This window comes from Butyrivibrio sp. TB (assembly GCF_900110805.1).
Taxonomy (GTDB): Bacteria; Bacillota; Clostridia; order Lachnospirales; family Lachnospiraceae; genus Butyrivibrio; species Butyrivibrio fibrisolvens_C.
The window spans coordinates 60,795-78,734 of record NZ_FOER01000013.1; the positions used below are offsets into that span (position 1 = coordinate 60,795).

Below are 17,940 nucleotides of genomic sequence, written 5' to 3' on the forward strand. Positions count from 1 at the left end.
GTTAATATTTTTTATTTTGCTTGCAAACAATTCATCAGCCGTATTTGATTTTATAATGTCTTTACGCAAAGGTCAAAGTTTGAAAGTATTCCACTTTCAAACCCAAATTGATGTCGCGAGCTCCATCAATTTGAACCATTAGTCACTCGCTTTGCTCGCGACATTAGGTAAAAAGCGGCGTGGTATCCACCTGTACAACCATCGAGGATACCACGCCGCTAAGGCAAGCATTCTATATATTTATTTCAAGATCAGATTCTTCCATATGTTTTGGTCATATCATACATGCGCTGTGCAAGTTCGTCTGTGCATGCATCCTTACTAAGGCGCCACTGCCAGTTGCCACCAAGCACTGAAGGAGTATTGATCCTGGCGCTATCATCAAGATTCAGATAATCCTGCATAGGAATAACACAGGTATCTGCAACGGATGCCATCGCACTTCTTATGAAGATCCATGCAATATCCTTACGTGTATGAATATCAAGATACTTCTTGGCAAAAGCTCTGTCCTTGGAATTGCAGGTCTCATACCAGCCCCTTGTAGTCTCATTGTCATGAGTTCCTGTATATACGATACAGTTGTGAGGATAGTTGTGAGGAAGGTAGTCACTCTCCTCTCTTGAGTCAAATGCAAACTGTAACACTTTCATGCCGGGAAAACCTGTTTTCTGAACCAGCTTTAGTACAGAAGGTGTAAGGAATCCCAGATCTTCTGCAATAACGCGAAGGCTATCGCCAAACTTATCTTTCATGGTCTTGAAAAGATCATATCCGGGTCCCTTCTCCCAATGGCCAAACTCTGCTGTAGGATCACCATAAGGAATAGAATAATACTCATCAAATCCTCTGAAATGATCGATCCTGACTACATCATAAAGTTCGAAGCAGTGGCTGATTCTCTTCATCCACCATTCGTAGCCTGTCTTCTTGTGATATGGCCAGTCATAAAGAGGATTGCCCCAGAGCTGTCCCGTAGCACTAAAGGAATCCGGAGGGCATCCTGCAACTCCCAGAGGAACATTATCCTTATCAAACTGGAACAACTTGGGATTGGCCCAGGTATCTGCGCTGTCATAAGCTACATAGATCGGAATATCTCCGATTATCTCAACGCCTTTCTGATGAGCATAATTTTTGATTTCTGCCCACTGAATAGCAAATTCAAATTGCAGGAAGCGATAGAAGTTAACTTCATCATCGTATTTGTCCATGCACTTTTCTATAGTAGCCTTATCTCTTAGTCTTTCATTATCAGGCCACTTATTAAAGCCCTGACCATCATGAACATTTTTAAGCGCCATGAAAAGAGCATAATCATCAAGCCACCATGCATTTGTTTTAATAAAAGATGCAAATCTCTTTACATACGCAGGGTCTGCACTATTAGAACTTTTGGAAGAAAGTCCGCTGTTTCTGAAAGCTATCTCCAAAAGTTTAAAGCGACCTTTATAAAGCTTTTCATAATCAACACATGAAGGATCCTTGCCAAAGTCAAAGCCCTTGAGATCTTCTACTTTTAAAAAGCCTCTTTCTATAAGAATATCAATATCAATAAAATAAGGATTACCTGCAAATGTAGAAAAAGACTGGTACGGAGAATCCCCGTAGCTTGTAGGTCCAAGCGGCAGGATCTGCCAGTAGCTCTGACCGGCCTTACTTAAAAAATCAATAAAATTAAAAGCTTCCTTTCCAAAGGTACCTATACCATATGGTGAAGGAATGCTTGAAACAGGAAGCAGCACCCCGCTCCTTCTTGTTTTTAATGTTTTTTCAGTCTTTTTAGACATTATATGACCCCCTGCATTCAAATTTTTAGGAAAACGTTTTCTTGTATAATATCACATATCATTATATTTGCAAATATTATTTTCCAAATCAGTTCTCAGGAACCTCAACGCCATACATATCCGTTACGGACTGAGTCTTCCATATAAGATCACGCCACTGTTCAACCTGTTCAGGAGTAAGGAAGCCTTCGCAGGTTCTCATAAATCCTGTCTTATAGGAAGCATATAATAGTCCATTCTTGATGGCATTGACGCTGTCTTTAGTTTCCAGATAATAGTGAATAAAGCAGGAAATAAGTGCATTACCGGCGCCTAGTGAATTGACAACTTCATTGGTCTTAACTGAGTTGTAGTGGAATTTGACATGCCTGTCTCTATCATACAGGATAAGACCAGTCTTGCCCTGACCCAGGATTATGATCTCAGGATCATAGCGCCTTGCAAAGTCATCTATAAATTCATATGGATCGCCTTCAATAGTATCATCGCTTATATAGATGATGTCTGCATTCTCCAAAAAGTCAGCGTTATACTTTTCTTTTTCTTTGGAATATGAGCGCATATTAAGGGCAATCTTCTTGCCGGCTGAAAGAGCATAGTGAATGAAAGGTCTGCAGAAATTTGCATTAGAAACAAGTAAAAGGTCAGCTTCAGCCATGATAGGTCTTACCATTGACATATCATACTTGGCTTCCCTTATATCCTTTAGATCCTGGAATATAAGCTGGTGCTGATCATTATCAAAAAAAATAATCTCTGAAGGAGTTGATTTCATAACAGGAAGTATATAATCCGTATTAATATGAACTTTAAAATCAGGCGGATTGAATACTTCAACATTCTGATCCTGTCCGACAACAGACATAAAATATACCTGATCCCCAAGAGTGGTCAGGGCAAATGCTTCATTCATAGCATCGCCTCCGCCTCCGACATAAATAGGTGAATCGTGTATCATCCTATCCATGTCAAAGGGAATACTGTCAACCTTGATTACAGTTTCAAACTGGGTTATACCTGCTATGACAATTTTACTCATGGCCACTCCTTTCACCATTAGCGGTTTTCGGATCATAGTCTCATATTATGTTTTTCGGTATCATACGTATGTAAGTTTAGCCATCATGTCAAAATAGTGAGATACCTGCTGGACATATATTCCCGCATCCATCATATCTTTAAACATGAGTTTTCTTTGAACATTGTTCCTTGTAAAGTGGAGCATTTCTTCAATAGCCTTGATATCAACTTCAGGATTTATATGAACAAAATCTGCATTTTGCAAAGCTTTGGAATACACATCACGACTTTTCTTTTTTTCATCTTCAGGTTCAAAAGTATCAGGGTCAGTCTCGGTTTCTGCAGATTCCAAAAAAGCGATCATATACGGATACTGATCCATGATAGACTCTTCTGAAGCAATGATCTGACGCCAAATAGTAAAATAGTCTGTCTCAGATGCAGATACATTGCTCCTTATCTCCAACTGAAGAAAACGTATACTATAATCACGAAGGAAGCGGTAAAGTTCCTGCTTAGTTCCAAAGTAGTGAAAAAGAAGTCCCTTACTGATCCCGGCTTCCTTAACTATCACATCCGTGCTTCCATTCTTATATCCATTCAAGGCAAATATCTTAAGTGCCCCATTTAGTATTCTGTCCTGTTTCTCTTTTTTCAGGTCAAAAAACTTATCGTCCATGCCTTATATCTCCCAAATCTATAATTATATTACCATTATGCCACAAATCTGTTAATTTGGTAGGATTTTTCCTCTTTTCCATTTGCTCAAAATGTATTAAAATAAAATCACGTGTAGAAATAAGTTAATGTGCCCGGTGGCACAGGAAGGTGGCTTACAATGTCTAAATCACACGGTTTCGGTAAATTTGTAATGTTTTGTGCTGCTACAGCTGCAGCCGCTGCAGGTATTTACTATTACCTCAACAAGAAGAACAGTGAATTCGACGATGATCTCGAAGATGATGATTTCGATGATTTCGATGATTTTGATGATGCTGATATAGAAGAAGGCTCATCAAATGAACGCGGATATGTTAACCTTGATCGTGCTTCCAATGAAGACGATAAAAAAGAGGAAAAAGCCGCTGAATCTGAAACAGAAGAATTCTTCGATGATGAGAAATAATATGACGTAAGGGTCAAAAGTCATTTCGATTCGAGCTTGCTCGAAATCGAATATGAATTTATGATCCGCCAAACATGAGCAAAGTAGCACGCAGTGCGGATTTGCGAATGTTTGAGGATTGTGAGAGTTTCGAAGAAACGGAACAATCCGGTAGTCATATGGTGTCAAAAGGAACTTTTGACACCTACCTCATAATATTATTACCTGCATGAAAAGTCTCAAAAAGGCATCCGCACAAAGCGGATGCCTTTTATATTATTTGAAATCATCTTTAACTTTACTTAAAGCATTAATATATTTTAATACAGATTATGCCCTCATCTTATCTTCTATCATATCCTTAAGATCACGTGCCTTCTCCTTGGTATGATTGCTGGCAGATCTGGATACAAGAATCTCTCCTATAAGTTTCAATGAAGGAGTATAATCTTCATTTTCCATATAAAGAGCAGCCAGAAGATAATCAAGCGTGATAGTATTCATCCCGGCAATAGGGAAGGACTCACTCTGCTTAGCTGTAACAAAGCCTTCAAGAGCATTTTTCAAAAGCTCTTTCTCTTCGTCCTTAAGTTCCTTCTGGTGCTGCTCATCATAATGAGGCAGCGACATTGTTACCGGATCACGGAGCATCTGCCTTATAAGCCAGGCATATCTAAGACACAGATATGCCTTCTCAGAAGCCTTGGCATCCTTGACTATAGCATTGGCAAGTGCAAGCTGATAACGCTCAAGAGCATCATCATATGTATATATTTCATACTTATGCTTTATAGGTCTGAAATTCAGACTTATCTTTTCGCGGACAGCATCCTTCTGCCTTTTGGTTATCATATCAAAATATCTGGCAAGAGCAGCATATCCACAAGCCGGACATGCAACTATGTCATATTTGATCTCATCCATAATATCATAGATAGGATGAAGATCTATCTCCTGTTCCTTGACATGAACCTTACCGGTTCTGACTGTTAGCGATGTAAAGCTGGTCTCGCACACAGGACATACGTACTTCTTTTCAAAAACCAGAGTTTTTTCTTCAGGGAGCTCATCAGCAACAGATACTGTTTTGGGCTCTTCTTTGGGCTTTTCTTCAACTTTCTTTTCTGAATCGTCGAATATCTTCTCACTTTTAAGACTACCTAATCCGAATTTCTCAAGTCCCGAAAATAATGACATAGCAGCACACTCCTTTAACTGAGTTTAAATGAACTCTTGAGTGAAACGATACGGTTAAATACCGGTTCACCGTCTTTGGAATCCTTACTGTCAACGCAGAAATATCCGTTTCTTACAAACTGGAATCTGTCATATTTCTGTGCACTTACAAGCTCTTCTTCTATTTTAGCATTTTTGATCACAGTAATCGAATTAGGATTTAAGTTGAGTGATCCGTCTTCCTCGTTGTATACGCCTTTTTCCTCATCTGTAAGATTCTCGTAAAGACGAACTTCGCAGTCTCTGCTTCCTGCTGCAGATACCCAGTGGATAGTACCTTTGACCTTACGACCATCAGCACTGTCACCACCTCTTGTAGTAGGATCATACTCAGCATGAACAACTGTCACATTGCCATCTGCATCCTTTTCGCATCCTGTGCATTTAACATAATAAGCGTTCATGAGACGGACTTCATTGCCAGGGAACATACGGAAGTATTTCTTAGGAGGCTCTTCCATGAAGTCTTCTGCTTCAATATAGAGTTCTCTTCCGAATGTAACTTCACGGCTTCCCATCTCAGGGTTCTCTTTGTTATATTCAATAGTAACTTTCTCTGTCTGTCCTTCAGGATAGTTGTCGATTATAAGCTTTACAGGATGAAGGACAGCCATCATACGCTTAGCAGTAGGCTTAAGATCTTCACGGATACAATACTCGAGCATTGCCATCTCAGCTGAAGAGTTAGCCTTGGATACACCAAGAAGTTCTACGAACTTCCTGATAGACTCAGGTGTATAACCTCTTCTTCTAAGAGCTGCAATAGTAACAAGACGAGGATCATCCCATCCGTCTACTACCTTATCTTCTACAAGCTTTTTGATATATCTCTTACCTGTAACAACATTGGTAAGATACATCTTGGCAAACTCTATCTGACGAGGAGGATTAGCAAATTCGCATTCTCTGACAACCCAGTCATAAAGCGGTCTGTGATCTTCAAACTCAAGTGTACACAGCGAATGTGTTATACCTTCAATAGCATCTTCTATAGGATGAGCATAGTCATACATAGGATAGATGCACCACTTATCACCTGTACGTGCATGTGTCATATGAGCTACACGATATATGATCGGGTCACGCATGTTAATGTTAGGTGATGACATATCAATCTTAGCTCGAAGTGTCATAGCGCCATCTTCTACGCTGCCGCTCTTCATCTCTTCGAACATACGAAGGTTATCTTCTATACTTCTGTCTCTGTTTGGATCATCCTTGCCGGGCTCTGTAAGAGTTCCCCTGTATTCACGCATCTGCTCAGCTGTAAGCTCAGATACATAAGCCTTACCCTTTTTGATAAGCTTAACTGCATATTCATACATCTGATCAAAATAATCCGATGCATGGAAAAGACGATCTTCATAGTCTGCACCAAGCCACTTGACGTCAGCTATGATAGAATCCATGAACTCAGATCTTTCTTTTGTTGGATTTGTATCATCAAATCTCATATTGAACTTGCCGCCATATTCCTTAGCAATACCGGAATTAATGATGATACTCTTGGCATGTCCTATATGCAGGAATCCATTAGGTTCAGGAGGAAATCTCGTCTGAACGTGATCATAGACTCCTTCCTTCAAATCCTTGTCAATCTCTGCTTCAATAAAGTTCCTGGAAGGAGCATTTTCTTTTGACTCTTCGGAACTATTCACTACTTCTGCCATTTCCTATTATCCAATCCTTATCTATAAATATATTTCGCCATACATGACCATATTCTTAACAGTTATGCATAGCTTATTTTATCATAACACGTTTGTCACTTTTAGAAAACAACTTGCAATACACATTTTAAAACAAATATCTTTAGATCCTGCTATTAGTTAGAAAAAACGGACAGATGCCTTATAAACATCCGTCCGCTTTAATCATGCTACTATTATCTACAGTAAATCGCCTTTTCAGCATTACTGATCAATTATCATCTACAGAATAGTTAGGAGCTTCCTTGGTGATATGGATATCATGAGGATGGCTCTCACGAAGAGCTGCAGATGTGATCTTAACGAACTGTGCATTCTCCTGAAGCTCTTTGATAGTACTACATCCGCAATATCCCATACCGGAACGAAGTCCGCCGATAAGCTGGAATACTGTATCTTCAAGCATTCCCTTATAAGCAACACGACCTTCAACACCTTCAGGAACAAGCTTCTTGGCACCTTCCTGGAAATAACGGTCCTTGGAGCCATTCTCCATAGCAGCGATAGAACCCATTCCTCTGTAAACTTTATATTTACGACCCTGGAAAAGTTCTGTTGCACCGGGAGCCTCATCGCATCCAGCAAACATTGAACCCATCATTACTACGCTTCCGCCTGCTGCGATAGCTTTTGTGATATCACCTGAGAACTTGATACCACCATCAGCGATGATCGGAATACCATACTCTTTTGCTACTGAGTAACATTCCATAACTGCTGTAACCTGAGGAACACCGATACCTGCAACTACACGAGTAGTACAGATAGATCCTGGTCCTATACCAACCTTAACTGCATCAGCTCCGGCTTCAATAAGATCTCTTGTAGCCTTGGCTGTTGCCACGTTACCTGCGATAACATCAAGATCAGGGAATTTCTCCTTGATCATACGAAGACAGTTAAGAACATTTTGTGAATGACCATGGGCTGAGTCAAGAACTACAACGTCAACCTTGGCATCAACAAGAGCTTGTACTCTGTCAAGTACATTGGCTGTAATACCAACACCGGCGCCGCATACAAGTCTTCCCTGGCTGTCTTTGGCAGCAAGAGGATACTTAACTGCTTTTTCAATATCCTTGATAGTGATAAGACCTACAAGATTGAAATTCTCATCTACAAGAGGGAGCTTTTCTTTCTTGGACTGACCAAGGATCTTCTTAGCTTCTTCAAGTGTTGTTCCTGCAGGAGCTGTGATGAGATTCTCAGAAGTCATAACTTCCTTGATCTTACGGCTGTAATCTGTTTCGAACTTAAGATCACGGTTTGTAATTATACCTACAAGCTTCTTGCCTTCTGTGATCGGAACACCTGAGATCTTGAACTTAGCCATAAGTGAATCTGCATCAGCAAGTGTATGTTCCGGAGAAAGTGAGAACGGATCAGTAATTACACCGTTTTCAGATCTTTTTACCTTATCAACTTCTTCAGCCTGCTGTTCAATTGACATGTTCTTGTGGATGATGCCGATACCACCCTGACGAGCCATGGCAATTGCCATATCATGTTCTGTAACTGTATCCATTCCGGCACTCATCATTGGAATGTTGAGATGGATTCTCTTAGTAAGCTGTGTTCCAAGCTGAACCTGATTTGGGATGACCTGTGAATACTGAGGTACCAGTAATACGTCATCAAAAGTAATTCCTTCACCGATAATTTTGCCCATTTTATTCTCCTAATTCTTATATATAAACTTAAATTGTTACCTTTATTTAAGAATGATGCAGGTGCCGATAGTACTGTGCGCCTGCATCAAAATGATCAATCTTTAAATGTCTTACGAGGTGCTACCTGATATACAGCAGCAACAAGTCTCTCGTCCGGGTTCATGATAAGCTTCTGACGTCCGTCATAATATAAAGCATATCTTGTATCAGGCTGGTGAACTTCACCGTCTGAAAAATCAAGAACCTGATAGTTCTTGTTCTTAAATTCGTCAAGATGATATGAGTTAATGGGGCCAAAAGCTTCCATACGCTCTGTTTCGAACTTACCTACACGCTTACGGCTGTTCTTGTTAAGAATCTTATCTACAGTAACTTCCTTCTCACAATACTGGTACTCGTACTCAATATTGGAATTAAGATTGCAAAGAAAAGCCATAAAACCAAAAAATACAGTAAATGCAAGTGTAACGATCATGCCAATAATAGCACCTATTCCTGTCATAAAACCAAGTGCACTGATAACAGCAAGAATAATACATACAAATTTAAGAAAAACAAAAAGTGGTGATGTTTTTCTCTTTACCATACATTCAACATAATCCAGTTCGTTCATTGTCGCATCTCCGTGTAATAATATTTTATTGTCAAATATTTTTAGAATATTTGTTCAAAAAAATATTTGACAGTAATGATATATTACTTTAACCAAACTTGCAAGCATTTTCAACTCGATATAGCCGTACTTTGATTAATTTTATATAAAAATTGTAAATAAACGGTCTTAAAACAGTTTTTATTATGTAATTTGTATGTATCAGACACAATAACTTCGCACTTGCCAAACATACGCCACCCTTTGAGGCAGAGCCGATATGGACCGTTTATAATACATTTTCGTATCTTGAAGGTGTTATAATTCAGGGCATGATATCTGGATCTTTATATTCTAGGGTCCAAACTCGCTTCGCTCAGACAGGTGGACCCTAAGAAGAATATAAAGATTCAGATATCATGCTCCTGAATTTTATAACACCTTCAAAAGATACGAAAATGTATTATAAACGGTCCATATCGGCTCTGCCTCAAAGGGTGGCGTATGTTTGGCAAGTGCGAAGTTTGAATTTTATAATTCATGACATGATACATGATATATGACAGAAGACGCTTTCAAGAATTCATACTTTTTTAATTGACCACAAGTGATATTTTATTTATTATGACTAAAGGTCTTTTTTTAGAACTTCTAACAATTCGTATTAACAAAATTCATATATAAAGAATTATTCAGCAGCTCATTATAGCCTGCTGAAATATTAGTTGCGAGGTATAAGATGGCAGTTTGGGATGATATTAAAAAGCAGCATAAGAAGGTAAGGAAAAAAGGATTCAAGGCAATGGTCTCATACTTTTGGGATTATTATAAAGTTCCTACAGCAGTTATCATTGTAATCGCACTTTTTTCTTTTTATCTTATAAGAGATATGGCTTCAAACCTTCCGTACGGATTCTATGCAATGATGATCAATTCTACGATGCATCCTGATGGAGAAGTTATCGGAGAAGATTTTGCAGGATATGCCGGAATTGATACAAGCAGCTACAACGTTCTTATCGATACCAATCAGACTCTTAGCACAAGCTCTTACAATACTTATGACGTGTCAACTCAGGAACGTATCATGGCGATAACCGCTGCAGGTGATCTGGATGTCATGATCGCTGATCAGTCAGTATTTGAGCAATATGCAAGAAACAGCTATATGACAGATCTTCGTGATCTTATGTCAGAAGATGAGCTCAAAAAATATGATGGCTATATCTATTATGTAGACGGTGCTATCTTAAAAGCTATTGAAGACGGAACATATGAACAAGCATCTTCAGAAAACACCGCAGATAATGAAAGCCAAGACTCACAAGATGATCCTTCAGTAGCTGGCTCGAATTCTGCAGCTACTGATGAAACTATATCCGATGAAGAGATAAGCTATATGCTCGGAATATCATCACCAAGTTCCATCGTCTCAGAAGATGATTTCGTACTTCCGGATCCTGACAGCATGGAAGATCCTGTTCCTGTAGGCATCATCTTATCAGATACAGCTTTCATGCAAAGCACCAATACTTATGCCGGATCAGTACCAATATTTGGAATAATAGGAAACTCCAGTAGAACAGACCTGGCTATTAAGTTCCTTGAATATTTGAATGAATATGCCCCTTCAGAAAGCTGATAATTCTATGCAATGATCAGCGTGAACTATTTAAATTCAGCTTTTAACTCAAACTTTCTCATCAAAATGGCACCTCATCCAACACGGATAAGGTGCCATTTTAGGAATAAGCATATAAGAATCAATTGATCAAATTGTTCTTAACAATATTAGGATGTAGGTATTTATAAGGTATATACCTACCTGCCACAAGTCCGCTACATTCAAGACTTATGGACTATCATAACTGTGTCTCTACAAATATATCGTAGATAGCACTTATAGCCTTTTCAAAATCTCTGTTCTCAACACCTATGATGATATTAAGCTCAGATGATCCCTGATCGATCATTCTAACGTTAACATTGGCATGAGCAAGAGCTGAGAAGATCCTTCCTGCAGTACCTCTTGTAGACTTCATACCACGACCTACGACTGCGATAAGTCCCAGATCAGATTCAATCTCAAGCATATCAGGCTTTGCAAGTCTGTGAATCTCACTGACTACTGCCTGTTCCTTGCTTATGAAGTCATCCTCATGAACGAATACTGTCATAGTATCAATTCCGGAAGGAACATGCTCTATAGATATATCATGATCTTCAAATGACTGAAGTACTTTTCTGACAAAACCGATTTCGGAATTCATCATATCTTTGGATATGTTCACACAGCAGAAGCCTTTCTTGCCGGCGATTCCTGTAATAGTATATTTGGACTTTCTGGCTGTGGATTCTACGATCCAAGTTCCTTCATCTTCAGGCTTGTTAGTATTTCTGATATTGATCGGAATACCTTCTTTGCGAACAGGGAAGATAGAATCTTCATGAAGTACGGATGCTCCCATATAAGCAAGCTCTCGAAGTTCTGTATATGTGATGATCTCAATCGACTGTGGCTTGTTGATAATACGGGGATCAGCGATCATAAATCCGCTCACATCTGTCCAGTTCTCGTATACATCAGCTTTAACAGCGCGGGCAACAATAGAACCTGTTATATCTGATCCGCCTCTTGAGAAAGTCTTGATGCTTCCGTCAGGCATAGCACCAAAGAATCCCGGAATAACTGCACGCTCTGTTTTAGAAAGCTTTGCAGACATTTTCTCGTTGGTCTTTTCTGCATCAAACTCGCCTTTTTTGTCAAAGCATACAACAGTAGCTGAATCAACAAATGTGTATCCAAGGTACTGCGCCATTATCTTGCCGTTAAGATACTCACCTCTTGATGCAGCATAATCTTTTCCGGCTTTATTCTTGAACTTCTCTTCAATCTCCTTGAAGTCCTCTGTCAGAGAGAAATCAAGGGAAAGACCTGTGATAATCTCATCATAACGAGCTTTTATTTCTGCAAGCTTAACCCTAAAATCCTTACCTTCTTCTGCAAGTGCATAGCAGGCATAGAGCATATCAGTAACTTTCCTGTCACCGGAATTTCTTTTGCCGGGAGCTGAAGGAATAACATATCTTCTGCCTTCATCACTTCTGATGATATTTCCAACTTTTTCAAACTGCTTTGCACTGGCAAGTGAACTACCGCCAAACTTTACTACCTTTTTCATTTTATGTATTCTCCTTAAAGCTCACGAAGGAATCCTTTTGCTTTCACGAGCTGCGCATATTTTGCCTTAAAATCTTTTTCTGAGATCAGATCTGTAACAAATGCAAATTCTCCAAATACATCCTTGCTCCTGGCGACTTCAATTGATGATCCAAAGAGTTCTTTGGCTTGATCTTCACTATTCTCATCAACCCTTACAAAAAATCTATGAACATAGCTTCCGTTATCTGACAGGTCTGCCGGAGAATCTGTAAGGTTAACATCCATATGACTTCCTTTATGGATCACAAGATCTATAAGATCAGCAACTACAGCAGAGGCTGTAGCCTGCTTGCCTGCGCCCTTACCATAATACATCGTGCTTCCAAGCATATTGCCGTGAACTACGATCGCATTAAATACATCATTAACAAATGCAAGCGGATTCTCTGATGGAATAAGAAATGGAGATACCATAGTAAAAAAGCCGGAATTGTTCTTCTTGATCATTCCAAGAAGCTTAATGGACATTCCAAGGCTTCTTGCATATGCAAAATCTTCCTGAGTGATCTTGGTAATGCCTTCTGTCTCTATATCCTCATACTTTACATACTGACCTGACATAAGTGAAGCAAGTATTGCTGTCTTACGACATGCATCATATCCATCAATGTCTGCTTCAGGTTTTCTCTCAGCATAGCCCTTGTTCTGAGCTTCCTTTAAAACAGTTGCAAATCCAATCTTTTCTCTGTCCATCTTTGTCAGAATATAATTGGTTGTTCCGTTTAAGATTCCGGTAATAGAATCAATCTTCTCATGCTTAAGAGAAGTATTAAGTGTACGAAGGATAGGGATACCGCCGCCAACAGATGCTTCAAAAAGATATGAGCAGTTGTGCTCTTTGGCGATCCTTACAAGCTCAGGACCATGTGCTGCCACAAGTTCTTTATTGGAGGTGCATACACTAATACCCTTCTCAAGTGCTCTTTTTTCAAAGGTAAAAGCCGGTTCAAGGCCACCCATAGTCTCACAGATAACATCTATTTCAGGATCGTTTAAAATAACTTCTATATCATGAACGATCTGACTTTCATGTTTGTCTCCCGGGAAATCACGAAGGTCAAGAATATACTTAACTTCGACTTTCTCGCCGGCACTAGCTTCAACTTCTGCGCTGTTAGTATCAAGAACTTCAACCACACCGCTTCCAACTGTTCCATAACCTAATACTGCTGCCTTGGCCATATTGCCTCCCTTTGATCCGCATGGATGCCCACGCATATTTATGCAAAAAAATGTAAAAATCCTTATAATTCGAAAGTATAGCACATAAAAACTGTATAAGGATATATTTATATAAAAAAATTTAAATTATTGAATAGATGACAGTTATTAGGAAACACCGTTACCACGTCCGCTTATCTGAACCTTGTGTACCCCGGACCTTTGACCTATTGCTGCAGACAGATCTGTAACACTAACGCCTTCATCGATTACCTGGAGACTGACAGAAAGAGATGCTACTCCGTCAATAGGTATAGATTGATGAATGGTCAGGATATTGGCTCCTGATCTTGCAATGATCCCCAGGACATCTGACAAAAGTCCCGGCTCATCATCTATCTGAAATGTAAGTGTGAATGTGGATCCCGAAAGAGAATCATGGAATTCGTATATATCGTCTTTGTATTTATAAAAAGAACTTCTACTGATATCAACTTTGGCAACTGCCTCGTTAACAGTACGGACTCTGCCGGATTCAAGAAGTTTCTTGGCTTCGACGACTTTAATAAGCACTTCTGGTATAGCCTGTCTTTGAACAATGTAATATCCGGAATGTTCTTTCATGATATCTCCTACATGATAGTTTGCCCTACGCGGACATTTGTACGTCCATGAAAGATATTCTATCACACTAAAGTGGCAGAGGCAATCAGAAATATTGTCCAAACATTTTCTCAAAATGCATAAAGATACATAAATATTGACCAAAAAACCGAATGTGATACATGAAAGTCAGTGTTCAAGTAGAATATACAGGAAACTATTACAAAAAAAGAAGCATCTTGCAACTCCCTGTCGCAAGTGCTCCTTCAAACTTATAGATCAACACCATGCCCGTGATGTAAGTCAGTATTTCAGGTCTTTAAACGTCATTCATCACATGCTGCCATGCAACTTATATATAGATACCGCCTCCCACTACATAGGCGATAATTATATAAACATTCATACCTCCCTGGTCCTGAAGCTGATTGCATCGCTTAATACCGGTTCCCCAACCCGTACACTACGATGGTGATCAATCCGTGGTTCACTTCTATAAGCGTCTTCTATAATGTAACCGATTATCTCTATCTAATCAAGACTTTTTGGCACTTCAAAGTTTCCATAATTTTGATAAATTTTTTGTAAAAAATTAACAATATACAAATCGATCACGCTTGTTCAAAGGTTGAATATGGCTATGTTCCTGCATTCTATATTTCAGATCTCAATGCTTCCTTCAAAAACTGTTTCTGCAGGGCCTGTCATATAGACATTGCCTGATTGTCTGTCCCATCTGCAGATTATATCTCCGCCGAGAACATGAACCGTAATCTCATCTTCTGTAAGATCGTTTAAAATGCAGGCAACCGCTGTAGCGCAGCACCCTGTCCCACATGCAAGAGTCTCTCCTGATCCTCTTTCCCATACACGCATATGTACATTTTTTCTGTCATCTACATGAACAAACTCTGTATTGGTTTTCTGCGGGAAATAAGGATGGTTTTCAAATTTCTTTCCATATTTTTCCAAAGGGAACTCACTAAGATTATCCTGATCTGTGACAAAAACAACTGCATGAGGATTGCCCATAGATACACAGGTCATTCTGAAATTCCTGTCTTCAATCGGTATAGGGTAATCCACTATTCTATCCTTATCACGAAACTTCGACTCTTCTACAGGAATCTTTGCAGGTTCTAATATAGGAGCACCCATATTGACTCTTACCATAGTAACCTTGCCACCACTTACAGTAAGATCAAGATAACGATTCCTTCCAAAAGAACTTATCGCAAGATCCTTGGTCTTGTCTGTCATGCCATGATCATAAACATACTTGGCAACGCATCTGATACCATTGCCACACATCTCACCTCTTGAACCATCAGCATTGTACATCTCCATCTCAAAATCGGCGCCCTCAATTGGGTTTATAAAAATAACACCATCACCGCCGATACCAAAATGCCGGTCGGACAACTTCCTTACAACTTCAGGCTTTATAACTTCAGGTATCACATTTTTGGCTCCATCGATATATATATAATCATTGCCGGCGCCATGCATCTTGGTAAATTCAATCAACGACATAGTATTATTTCCATCCTTTTATTATTTTTGATATATTTTGTTCAGGGCAAGTCCAAATCGAACCATCTTCTGATCACCACATATCAGTGTAGTGATCTGATTGTTCTTCATATTCCTTACGTCATATTATACAAGTAATAAAAAAAGCGGCAATAGCGAATTTACTCGCTACTGCCGCAATATATTATTTTAATTTATTATGAACTTCCTTACATAGCCTTCAATAGAGTTGGCAGATTCAGTAACAGTACTTGCACTTTCATCAACACCTTTACTGCTATCTGATACAGCCTGAGCACTTTCTGCAAGATTCTCGGCAGTTGCACTTACTTCCTGAGTACTAGCTGACTGCTCTTCCGAAATTGCTGCCATAGATGTTGCAATAGTATCAACCTTGCCAATCTTGTCGATCATCTCGTTAACAGTAGCGCTGGTCTCATCCAGACTCTGGAATATCTCTGCGAATGTATTGCCGGCTTTGGACACCGCCTCAACATTGGTATCGATCTCCTGCATATTGACCTGAGACTTCTCTGACAGGGAATTGATCTGCTGGGTTATCTCTTCAAGGATCTTGGCAATCTGAGTTGTGGAGTCAGCAGAGTCTGTGGCAAGGCTACCGATCTCTGTAGCAACAACAGCAAATCCCTTGCCGGCCTCTCCTGCACGTGCAGCTTCTATGGAAGCATTAAGTGACAAAAGATTGGTCTGTTCTGCAATAGATGTGATCATCTCAATAATAGAATTGATCTTCTGTGCAGAGTCTCTTACTACTTCTACTACTTCATTCATATCTGTCATGGAAGCTGAGATATTACTCATACCCTTCTGAACAGCTTCCATATCTTCTTTACCGTTCTTAGCTTTTTCTACCAGATTGGTAACAGTACCGTTGGCAGCCTGGCCCCTTTCTGTAAGATCGGATACTTCTGTTGCAAGCTCTGTTGCATTATTGGCAAGCTCTGTAACGGCATCAGCCATGCCACTCATAGCATCCTTGATCTGCTGCATACCGTGAGCCTGTTCAGTAGCTTCATTGGTGAGCTTGTATGATGCATCTTTACTGGAAGATGCTTCACCTGCGAGTTTGTTAACCTCATTTTGAATATCTCCGAGTGTATTTCTCATATTAACGACAAATTCACTCATATCATTGTTCATCTTACCTATCTCGTCATTGCCACCTGTCTTAATATCAACTCTAAAGTCTCCCTCTGCGATCTTGGCAATATCACCTGTAAGCCTCTTGACAGGCTTTGCAACTATAGAATTGATAAGAGTGAACATTATAGCTGCGATTCCTAATATAACTACAACAGCAACTGCAGCAACAAGATATATAAATTTGTTGAGTTCTGCAAATACATCAGCTTCTAACACAGAAGATATAAGTGACCAGGAAGTGCCAGGTACCTTGGAAACAACAACACCATATGTATCACCAGTATATGATTTTATCAATGTAAGTTCTTCAGAACCTGTCTGAGCATATTCATAAGCCTGTGTCAGGAAGGTATCGTCTGAATGCTCAGTTACGCTGGTTCCATTAAAATCTGAAGTGAAGTATGAAATTATCATATCGCCGTCAAGCATCATACTTCCGCCTGTTTCAAGCGGCTTATATTCGCCAACTTGAGTTGCTATACTGCTTATAAGCATGTCTACAGCAAATACACCTTCTCTCCCATCTGCAAGCGTAACTTTTCTAGACAGAACCACTGCCATCTGACCTGTTGTAAGGTCAAGTGAAGGAGTCCCAATCTGAACAGAGTCACTTTCTATGCCTCTTTGATACCAGGCTCTTGTTGTAGGATCATAACCTTCATCCGGAACCCACCCTGAACCGTCTATAAAGGTATCACTTCCTATGGCCAAATATGCATCTGATGCATTCTCATTGTTAGCTATTACTATCTCCATAAAGGCCATGATATCATCATCAGAATCAATATCAGCAACCTGCAACGAATCACCAACAGATTCAGTATATTTTACCAGCTCTGTAATCTCTACTCCGATAGAATTGGCATTAGCTCTTGACTCTTCTATGAGTCTGTTACTAGCCTGAACTGTTATGATACTCCTTGCGTTGATCGTAATAAGTGCAATAACTCCTACGATAACAACTGCAATGATCGGAATTACAACCATCATAAGTTTGCCACTAACGCTTTTTGTTGGTTTCAAAGAAGCTTTTCCTTTAGAATCTTTGCTCATAGACAATAACCTCCAGTATCCAAAGCATTCATATTAAATTGGATCATCCTGATAAAAAACCTATGCCAGAGCCAAGTGGGC

Annotated in this window: 14 protein-coding genes; 2 read left to right on the forward strand and 12 right to left on the reverse strand. The window is 39.5% G+C overall.

What is annotated here, in order from left to right:
- Positions 1-251 precede the first annotated feature (251 nt).
- The 3 genes from malQ to BMX21_RS10175 form a co-directional block, all read right to left on the reverse strand.
- Complete coding sequence (gene malQ, locus BMX21_RS10165) at positions 252-1,790, reverse strand: 4-alpha-glucanotransferase (protein ID WP_022756993.1); 1,539 nt, start codon at positions 1,788-1,790, stop codon at positions 252-254.
- An 88-nt stretch (positions 1,791-1,878) separates the two neighbouring features.
- Entirely contained in the window at positions 1,879-2,829 is a 951-nt protein-coding gene (locus BMX21_RS10170; RefSeq protein WP_092043956.1) for a carbohydrate kinase family protein, read from the reverse strand.
- 60 nt (positions 2,830-2,889) lie between these two features.
- Positions 2,890-3,489 carry a TetR/AcrR family transcriptional regulator gene (locus BMX21_RS10175; RefSeq protein ID WP_022756995.1) on the reverse strand — a complete coding sequence of 200 codons (600 nt, stop codon included), beginning with the start codon at positions 3,487-3,489 and terminating at the stop codon, positions 2,890-2,892.
- A gap of 159 nt (positions 3,490-3,648) precedes the next feature.
- On the opposite strand from BMX21_RS10175, the gene BMX21_RS10180 reads away from it, so the two are divergent.
- A complete protein-coding gene (locus tag BMX21_RS10180; protein WP_022754960.1) occupies positions 3,649-3,936 on the forward strand; it encodes a hypothetical protein in 288 nt (95 codons plus the stop codon).
- A gap of 309 nt (positions 3,937-4,245) precedes the next feature.
- On the opposite strand, the gene BMX21_RS10185 is transcribed toward BMX21_RS10180, so the two are convergent.
- The 4 genes from BMX21_RS10185 to BMX21_RS10200 form a co-directional block, all read right to left on the reverse strand.
- Positions 4,246-5,112 (reverse strand): DUF2225 domain-containing protein, encoded by an 867-nt coding sequence (locus tag BMX21_RS10185; RefSeq protein ID WP_092043958.1) that lies wholly within the window; start codon positions 5,110-5,112, stop codon positions 4,246-4,248.
- A 14-nt stretch (positions 5,113-5,126) separates the two neighbouring features.
- Entirely contained in the window at positions 5,127-6,821 is a 1,695-nt protein-coding gene (locus tag BMX21_RS10190; protein ID WP_027203168.1) for a glutamine--tRNA ligase/YqeY domain fusion protein, read from the reverse strand.
- Positions 6,822-7,071: 250 nt separating this feature from the next.
- Positions 7,072-8,529, reverse strand: a complete 1,458-nt coding sequence (guaB, locus tag BMX21_RS10195) for an IMP dehydrogenase (protein WP_022754957.1) — start codon at positions 8,527-8,529, stop codon at positions 7,072-7,074.
- A gap of 95 nt (positions 8,530-8,624) precedes the next feature.
- Positions 8,625-9,143 carry a DUF6106 family protein gene (locus BMX21_RS10200; RefSeq protein ID WP_022754956.1) on the reverse strand — a complete coding sequence of 173 codons (519 nt, stop codon included), beginning with the start codon at positions 9,141-9,143 and terminating at the stop codon, positions 8,625-8,627.
- 718 nt (positions 9,144-9,861) lie between these two features.
- Here BMX21_RS10200 and BMX21_RS10205 point away from each other — a divergent pair.
- The gene (locus BMX21_RS10205) at positions 9,862-10,764 is read left to right on the forward strand and encodes a hypothetical protein (RefSeq protein ID WP_092043961.1); all 903 of its coding nucleotides are present in this window, start codon (positions 9,862-9,864) and stop codon (positions 10,762-10,764) included.
- A 220-nt stretch (positions 10,765-10,984) separates the two neighbouring features.
- Here the strand turns inward: BMX21_RS10205 and BMX21_RS10210 are convergent, their stop codons facing one another.
- The 5 genes from BMX21_RS10210 to BMX21_RS10230 all read right to left on the reverse strand — a co-directional run bounded on the left by BMX21_RS10210 (position 10,985) and on the right by BMX21_RS10230 (position 17,859).
- The gene (locus tag BMX21_RS10210) at positions 10,985-12,304 is read right to left on the reverse strand and encodes an aspartate kinase (protein ID WP_022755952.1); all 1,320 of its coding nucleotides are present in this window, start codon (positions 12,302-12,304) and stop codon (positions 10,985-10,987) included.
- A 14-nt stretch (positions 12,305-12,318) separates the two neighbouring features.
- Positions 12,319-13,527, reverse strand: a complete 1,209-nt coding sequence (locus BMX21_RS10215) for a homoserine dehydrogenase (RefSeq protein WP_092043962.1) — start codon at positions 13,525-13,527, stop codon at positions 12,319-12,321.
- 147 nt (positions 13,528-13,674) lie between these two features.
- Positions 13,675-14,130 carry an ACT domain-containing protein gene (locus BMX21_RS10220; protein ID WP_022755950.1) on the reverse strand — a complete coding sequence of 152 codons (456 nt, stop codon included), beginning with the start codon at positions 14,128-14,130 and terminating at the stop codon, positions 13,675-13,677.
- Positions 14,131-14,769: 639 nt separating this feature from the next.
- Positions 14,770-15,633 carry a diaminopimelate epimerase gene (gene dapF / locus BMX21_RS10225; protein ID WP_092044031.1) on the reverse strand — a complete coding sequence of 288 codons (864 nt, stop codon included), beginning with the start codon at positions 15,631-15,633 and terminating at the stop codon, positions 14,770-14,772.
- 198 nt (positions 15,634-15,831) lie between these two features.
- On the reverse strand, positions 15,832-17,859 hold the full coding sequence (locus BMX21_RS10230) for a methyl-accepting chemotaxis protein (protein ID WP_092043965.1): 2,028 nt from the start codon (positions 17,857-17,859) through the stop codon (positions 15,832-15,834).
- Between the last annotated feature and the right edge of the window lie 81 nt (positions 17,860-17,940).